Origin of the sequence: Geobacter sp. (assembly GCF_030834625.1) — a bacterium.
In the GTDB taxonomy this organism is placed as follows: domain Bacteria; phylum Desulfobacterota; class Desulfuromonadia; order Geobacterales; family Geobacteraceae; genus Geobacter.
The window spans coordinates 21,258-27,815 of the sequence record NZ_JAUQXO010000088.1; the positions used below are offsets into that span (position 1 = coordinate 21,258).

General features: G+C 59.3%; 6 protein-coding genes. 2 read left to right on the top strand and 4 right to left on the bottom strand.

The window, feature by feature from the left end; all coding sequences use genetic code 11:
• Positions 1-271 precede the first annotated feature (271 nt).
• Positions 272-1,291, top strand: a complete 1,020-nt coding sequence (locus tag RCH91_RS20360) for a peptidylprolyl isomerase (RefSeq protein ID WP_306537133.1) — start codon at positions 272-274, stop codon at positions 1,289-1,291.
• Between the two features lie 88 nt (positions 1,292-1,379).
• Here RCH91_RS20360 and RCH91_RS20365 read toward each other — a convergent pair whose 3' ends face one another.
• Together RCH91_RS20365 and RCH91_RS20370 are read right to left on the bottom strand one after the other, a co-directional pair.
• A complete protein-coding gene (locus RCH91_RS20365) occupies positions 1,380-2,153 on the bottom strand; it encodes a slipin family protein (RefSeq protein WP_306537135.1) in 774 nt (257 codons plus the stop codon).
• Between the two features lie 60 nt (positions 2,154-2,213).
• Entirely contained in the window at positions 2,214-3,509 is a 1,296-nt protein-coding gene (locus RCH91_RS20370; RefSeq protein WP_306537137.1) for a nodulation protein NfeD, read from the bottom strand.
• A 112-nt stretch (positions 3,510-3,621) separates the two neighbouring features.
• Here RCH91_RS20370 and RCH91_RS20375 point away from each other — a divergent pair, with 112 nt between their 5' ends.
• Positions 3,622-4,983, top strand: coding sequence for a sigma-54 dependent transcriptional regulator (locus tag RCH91_RS20375; protein WP_306537139.1), 1,362 nt, complete (start codon positions 3,622-3,624; stop codon positions 4,981-4,983).
• A 35-nt stretch (positions 4,984-5,018) separates the two neighbouring features.
• Here RCH91_RS20375 and RCH91_RS20380 read toward each other — a convergent pair whose 3' ends face one another.
• Both RCH91_RS20380 and RCH91_RS20385 read right to left on the bottom strand, forming a co-directional pair.
• On the bottom strand, positions 5,019-5,891 hold the full coding sequence (locus RCH91_RS20380; protein WP_306537141.1) for a metallophosphoesterase: 873 nt from the start codon (positions 5,889-5,891) through the stop codon (positions 5,019-5,021).
• Between the two features lie 95 nt (positions 5,892-5,986).
• Positions 5,987-6,370 (bottom strand): hypothetical protein, encoded by a 384-nt coding sequence (locus RCH91_RS20385; protein WP_306537143.1) that lies wholly within the window; start codon positions 6,368-6,370, stop codon positions 5,987-5,989.
• Positions 6,371-6,558 lie beyond the last annotated feature (188 nt).

Here is a 6,558-nt window from a genome sequence, read left to right on the forward strand (position 1 = left end):
CGGTCCTCCCTCGCGGTTTTTACGTAAAATAAAACAAATACAACTACAATAAAACTTTATTCAAACTAAAATTATTTCGTTATTTTGAATAGTTAGGCGCAATTTTACACCTTGCGCATGAAATCAAATTGACGAATTGTTGTCAACAATAAACTTTTGTTTTACACCATTGCAAACCCGCCCGTAGACACGAAATTTTTTCCCTTAACAACCCCGTCCCGAGGTGGTACGATTTGCACTGTTTTCATTTCAGCCAAGGAGATACCACCGCATGCACGTATTCAAAACAATCCGCGGACAGATCATCACCCTTTCGGCGCTCGCCCTTCTCGCCGGAACCGCCATGGCGGCCGATGCACCTGCGGCCAAGACCGCCGCGAAAGCCGGCGAGGCTTCTTCTCCCACGACGGTGGTTGCCCGGGTGAACGGAGTCGACATCATCAAAGCCGAACTGGAGCGGGCGAAAAAGGTCATCCTCTCCCGAAACCAGATGGGGCAGGCCACCATGAATGACGAGATGTCGAAGAAGGTGGAGGAAGCGGCCCTCAACCAGATCATCGCCAAGGAACTCCTCTACCAGGACGGCAAGAAGCTTGAAATCAAGGATCTGGACAAGCGGGTTCAGGAGAAGGTGGCCGAGAACAAGGCCCGCTTCAAGTCCCCGGCCGACTACGAGAAGGCCCTGAAGGAAATGGACATGACCGAGAAGGAGGTCGAAACCTTCACCAAAGAGGACATGGTCATCGGCAACCTGATCGAAACCAAAATTGTCGCCACTACCAAGGTCACGGACGACGAAGCAAAGAAATTCTACAACGACAACAAAGACAAGTTCCGCCAGGCCGAGTCGGCCCGCGCCAGCCACATCCTTGTGGGGGCAGACCAGAAAGCCTCGCCGGAAGAGAAAAAGAAGGCCAAGGAGAAGGCCGAGGCGCTTCTCAAACAATTGAAGGGGGGCGCCGACTTCGCCGAACTGGCCAAGAAAGAGTCCTCCTGCCCCAGTTCGGCCCAGGGGGGCGATCTGGGCTTTTTCGGCAAGGGACAGATGGTTCCCGAATTCGAGAAAGCCGCCTTCGCCCTCAAACCGGGCGAGGTGAGCGATGTGGTGGAAACCCAGTTCGGCTATCACATCATCAAACTGGCCGAGAAGAAGGACGCTGAAACCGTCCCCTTCGAGGAAGCCAAGGAGCGGATCGTCCAGTTCCTGACCCAGCAGAAGGTTCAGAAGGGGATCAGCGACCGCGTTGAGGAACTGCGGAAGAAGGGGAAAGTCGAGATCCTCGCCAAGTAACCGCAGCACTTTTCCCGTAACAGGTGTTAAACTGAAAAGGCCGCGCCGGATTATCCGGACGCGGCCTTTTGACTTCCACCAGCCGTGGCTACTCTTTTTTATCCCCTATCTTTTTCATGAACATCGTGATGAGGTCAATGGGGATCGGGAAGATGGTGGTTGAATTCTTTTCCACTGCGATCTCGGTCAGGGTCTGAAGGTAGCGAAGCTGCAGCGAGGTGGGTTCTGCTGCCAGAACTTTTGCCGCCTGGGCCAGCTTCTCCGACGCCTGGAACTCGCCATCGGCGTGGATGACCTTGGCCCGCCGCTCCCGCTCCGCTTCGGCCTGCTTGGCGATGGCCCGGAGCATCTCCTGGGGGAGGTCGATATTCTTCACCTCCACGGCGGTCACCTTCACTCCCCACGGCCCCGTGTGCCGGTCGAGGATCTCCTGGAGCTCCTTGTTGATCTTCTCCCGGTTGGCCAGAAGCTCGTCCAGCTCCACCTGCCCCAGGACGCTCCGCAGGGTGGTCTGGGCCAGCTGGCTGGTAGCGTAGAGGTAGTTCTCAACCTCCACGATGGCCTTCTGGGGCTCCATGACCCGGAAGTAGATGACCGCCGACACCTTCACCGTCACGTTGTCGTGAGTTATCACATCCTGGGGGGGGACATCGAAGGCCACGGTCCTCAGGGAGACCCGGACCAGCTTGTCGACCCCCGGGATGATGAAGAAGAGCCCCGGCCCCCGGGCCCCCGCCAGCCGGCCGAGACGGAAGAGGACCCCCCGCTCGTACTCGGGAAGGATCCGGACGGCGCTGGCAACGAACATGACCAGCAGGATGAGGATGAAGATCACCGGCACGTAGTTGAAGATGTCGAACATGTATTTATCCTCCTGGCGTAGGGGCGGAGTTTCCCCGCCCAGGGCGCGGCGACCGCGCCCCTACGATATCTTTTTAACCTTTACCCGCATCCCCTCCACCGCCACCACCGTCACCTTCTCACCCTCGGCCAGGGGCTCGTCGCTCCAGGCGTCCCAGTATTCGCCGTGGATGAAGACCCTCCCCTCGGGGTCGATGGCGGAAAGAGCCTTTCCTTTCTCCCCCACGAGCCCCTCCCCGCCGGTGGTGGGTCTTCGGCGGTGGGCCTTGACCGCCATGGTGACGGCGAAGACCGAAAAGGCGGACACGGCGATCACCGTGATGGCGATCACCTGCCACGACACCCGGAGATAGGGCTCCGGCGACTCGAAGAGAAGGATCGATCCAAGAACCATGGCCACTACGCCTCCCACCGTCAGCATGCCGCCGGAGACGATCTTGATCTCGGCGATGAAAAGGACCAGCGCCAGAAGGATGAGGAGCACCCCGGCGTAGTTGACCGGCAGGGTCTGAAGGGCGAAAAAGGCGAGAATGAGGGAGATGCCGCCAATGACCCCGGGAAGGATGACGCCGGGGTTGGACAGCTCGAAAAAGAGGCCCAGGAAGCCGAGCATGAGGAGCACATAGGCCACGTTGGGGTTGCCGATGACGTCGAGAATCCGCTCCCGCACGGTCATCCCCTCCTCCCGGACAACGGCGCCGGACAGCCGGAACTGCACACTACCCTCGCCCCGGGAGACCTGCCGCCCGTCCAGCTGCTTCAGAAGACCGGCCCGGTCGGCGACGACAAAGTCGATCACCTTCTCCTCCAGCGCCCGCTCCGCCGACAGAGAGAGGCTCTCCCGCACCATCCGGCGCGCCATGGCCGCGTTTCTTCCCCGGCGATTCGCGAGACCCTCTGCGTAGGCCTCGGCGTCGTTCACCACCTTCTCTTCCATGACCTTGTCCTGCTTCTCCCCCAGGGAGACGGGGTGGGCCGCCCCGATATTGGTTCCGGGAGCCATGGCACAGATGTCGGCCGCCAGGCAGATGATGGCGCCGGCCGATGCCGCCCGGGCCCCCGACGGGGCCACATGGACAGCCACCGGCACCGGGCTCGCGAGGATGTCCTTCACGATCTCCCGCATGGCGGTATCCAGTCCGCCGGGGGTGTCCATCTCCATAAGGACGAGGCGGTCTCCCCGACGGGCGGCGTCGGCGAGGTTCCGCTTGAGAAACGAGGCGGTGACGGGATTTATGGCTCCGCGGACGCCAAGAACCCTCACTGCCGCCGAATCGGCGGGAGGTTCGCCGGTGACGGACGCGGAGACTACCAGCAGAGAAAAGAGAAGGGCGCAAAGCGCAATTATCCGGTGCATACGGTCACAGTATACCCGCCGCGCTCCCGCCGTCAATGCGACCGCCGGCGCTGGAGTCTTGCCAAGGGCGGCCGATGGTGCTATGTATCAAACCTGTTCACCGGAGGCACCCATGAAAGAACGGACCCGCATTCTCCTCATCGATGACGAAGAATCGGGGCGCGAAGCCCTCACCCTCATCCTCAGACACTCCGGCCACCACGTTACGGGGGCGGCATCGGGGGAGGAGGCGGCCCAGCACCTGTCGCGGGACAAGTTCGACATCATCATCACCGACCTCTTCCTCCCCGACACCAACGGCATCGACATCCTCAAGAACGTCAAGCGCGACTCCCCCTTCACCGAGGTGATCCTCATCACCGGCCACGCCTCCGCCGAAACCGCCGTGCGGGCCATGAAGGAAGGGGCCTACGACTACATCACCAAGCCCCTCAACATCGACGAGCTCAGGATCATCATCGCCAAGGCCGTCGAGAAACACCAGCTCCTCTCCGAAAACGTCTACCTCAAGAAACAGCTCCGGGACAAATTCGAGTTCGCCAACATCATCGGCGCCTCGCCAGCCATGCAGCAGGTCTTCGCCCTCATGAAGCGGATCGTGAAAACCGACTCCACGGTCCTCGTCACCGGCGAGTCAGGGACCGGCAAGGAGATCGTGGCCAAGGCGATCCACTTCAACGGCTCCCGGCGCGACCGGCCGTTCATCGCCGTCCACTGCGGCGCAATCCCGGAGAATCTCTTGGAATCCGAACTGTTCGGCTACGTGAAGGGGGCATTCACCGGCGCGGTGCGGGACAAGATCGGCAAGTTCGAGGCAGCCAACGGCGGGACCATCTTCCTGGACGAGATCGGCACCATGCCGCTGCAGCTCCAAACGAAGCTTCTGCGGGTCCTGCAGGAGCAGGAGGTGGAGCGGGTCGGCTCCACGCGCCCCATCAAGATCGACGTGCGGATCATCTCGGCCACCAACCTGGACCTGACCGAGGAGGTGAAGAAGGGGACCTTCCGCGAAGACCTCTTCTACCGGCTCAACGTGATCCCCCTCAACCTTCCGCCGCTCCGGGGGCGGGTGGAGGATATCCTACCCCTTGCGAAGCACTTCCTCGCCAAGTACTGCAAGGAGATGCAGCGCCGCCGGATGACCTTCACCACGGAAGCGGTGGAGGCCCTGGAGGGCTACAACTGGGGGGGGAACGTGCGGGAGCTGGAAAACGTCATGGAACGGGTCGTAGCCCTCACCGAGGCGGACACCATAACCCTCCACGACCTCCCCCCCAACATCCGCGAGGAGTCCCTCACCCGGGTCACCGAGCGGGGCGTCGACCTCATGAAGGTCATCGCCGAGATCGAGCGGAGCATGATCACCGACGCCCTGGCCCTCACCGAGGGGGTCAAGGCCCGGGCCGCTGCGCTCCTGAACCTGAACCGGACCACCCTGGTGGAGAAGATGCGCCGGCTCGGGATGCCGCTGTAATTCCCCTTCCTGCTATACCTATCTCATCATTAAATTCAGGTAAGCGTCAGCACCGTCACCTCGGGCGGACAGTTCAGCCTGATCGGCGCCAGCAGGCACCCGACGCCCCGGGATATGTAGGTCTGCCGGTCGCCGTCGCGCACCAGCCCGGCGCGATACTTCTGACCGAACTTCGACGGCATGACCGGCTGCCCCACAATCGGCATGACGATCTGACCGCCATGGGTATGACCCGACAGCACCAGGTCAATCCGTTTGCCCGACAGCGAGATATCATCATTGATGTCGGGATTGTGACTGAGAAGAATCCTGATCGAATCCGCTTCAATTCCCCTGCAGGCAGCCGAAAGCGAGCAGCTTTCTTCCCAGTAATCGTCAACGCCGAGAAGGCGGAATGACGCCCCGCCCCTGTTTAGCGTCACGCTGCGGTTTCTGAGCCAGACCGTCCCCATCTGCCGGGTAAACGTTTCGCAGATTGTTTCAACCGACTCCGCACCGCTCCAGAAATCGTGGTTTCCCAAGACCCCATAAATCCCCAGAGGCGCCTTCAGATGTGCAAGTGCCTCGGCGCAGCGTGTCACATGCTCTCTCTTGAACTGTCCGATCGATCCCGAAAGGAACTTGGTGGCGCCGGAGACAAAATCTCCCGTCATGACAATCAGGTCGGGTTTCTCCGACAGCAGCAAATCTCCCGATGCCTTTATCAACCGGCTGGAGACGATGGAGGAGGAATGCAAGTCCGTCAGAAGACCGATTTTGAGGCCCTGTAGTGAAACGGGCAGGTTCCTGATCTTGACCGGCACCCGAACCAGCTCGATCTGGGCGGCCGTGGCGTTGAAAACGCCCGTTCCCACCGTGGCGGCCACAAGGCCCCGCACGCTGTATTTCAAGAAATCTCTTCGGGTCACTATCTTCTTCTCTCTGAACAGGTTATGGAGACGTGCCGCGCGCTGGTATTGCCAGCCGAACTGGAGATCAGCGCCCGATCCGGGAAGCCGCCGGCTTAACGTCCCGTCCAACCAGAAGTGACCTTCTTGCCTACGCCGCCCTGGACCTCGAACCAATCATCCGGAGGAAAGCTCATCACATAAATCAGTCTGAATGATTGAGGTTCAAAGCTCTTTTCCCTATTCTCACTTCCCGGAACCGGCGTAGGAATGTACAGCAGTCGGCCCTTTCTTAACTTTCCGTTCTCACCATCCCAGCCTTCAAGCACTAAAGGGCAGGAACCATCAGCATTGCATAGATTATTGATATGGTCCGCAGTCTGGAGTATCTCTTTTTTCCCGCTGAAATAAAATTCGACCAAGCCCTGCGCCACAAAAAGGTACACCATTAATAGAACCGAACCGATAACCAAAGTGTTCACTGCAGTTTTCTTTTTCATAGCATCCTTCTTCTTGTCTAAGGGTTAGAGTCAATTTTGTATGGTGGCCCCGAACTTTGACACTTTGCACCTACCTGGTCACAGGTAACCTGCCGATATCACTTGCTGATGTCGGTTTTTTCTGGTCGATTATGTAGTACGTACACATCTGCAATATTGCTTGATATTCATAATTAATGTGGTATTTT

Excerpts from the sequence above, each read along its gene's own strand:
- RCH91_RS20360 (WP_306537133.1), top strand. The coding sequence starts at position 272 with ATGCACGTATTCAAAACAATCCGCGGACAGATCATCACCCTTTCGGCG.
- RCH91_RS20365 (WP_306537135.1), bottom strand. The coding sequence starts at position 2,153 with ATGTTCGACATCTTCAACTACGTGCCGGTGATCTTCATCCTCATCCTG.
- RCH91_RS20370 (WP_306537137.1), bottom strand. The coding sequence starts at position 3,509 with ATGCACCGGATAATTGCGCTTTGCGCCCTTCTCTTTTCTCTGCTGGTA.
- RCH91_RS20375 (WP_306537139.1), top strand. The coding sequence starts at position 3,622 with ATGAAAGAACGGACCCGCATTCTCCTCATCGATGACGAAGAATCGGGG.
- RCH91_RS20385 (WP_306537143.1), bottom strand. The coding sequence starts at position 6,370 with ATGAAAAAGAAAACTGCAGTGAACACTTTGGTTATCGGTTCGGTTCTA.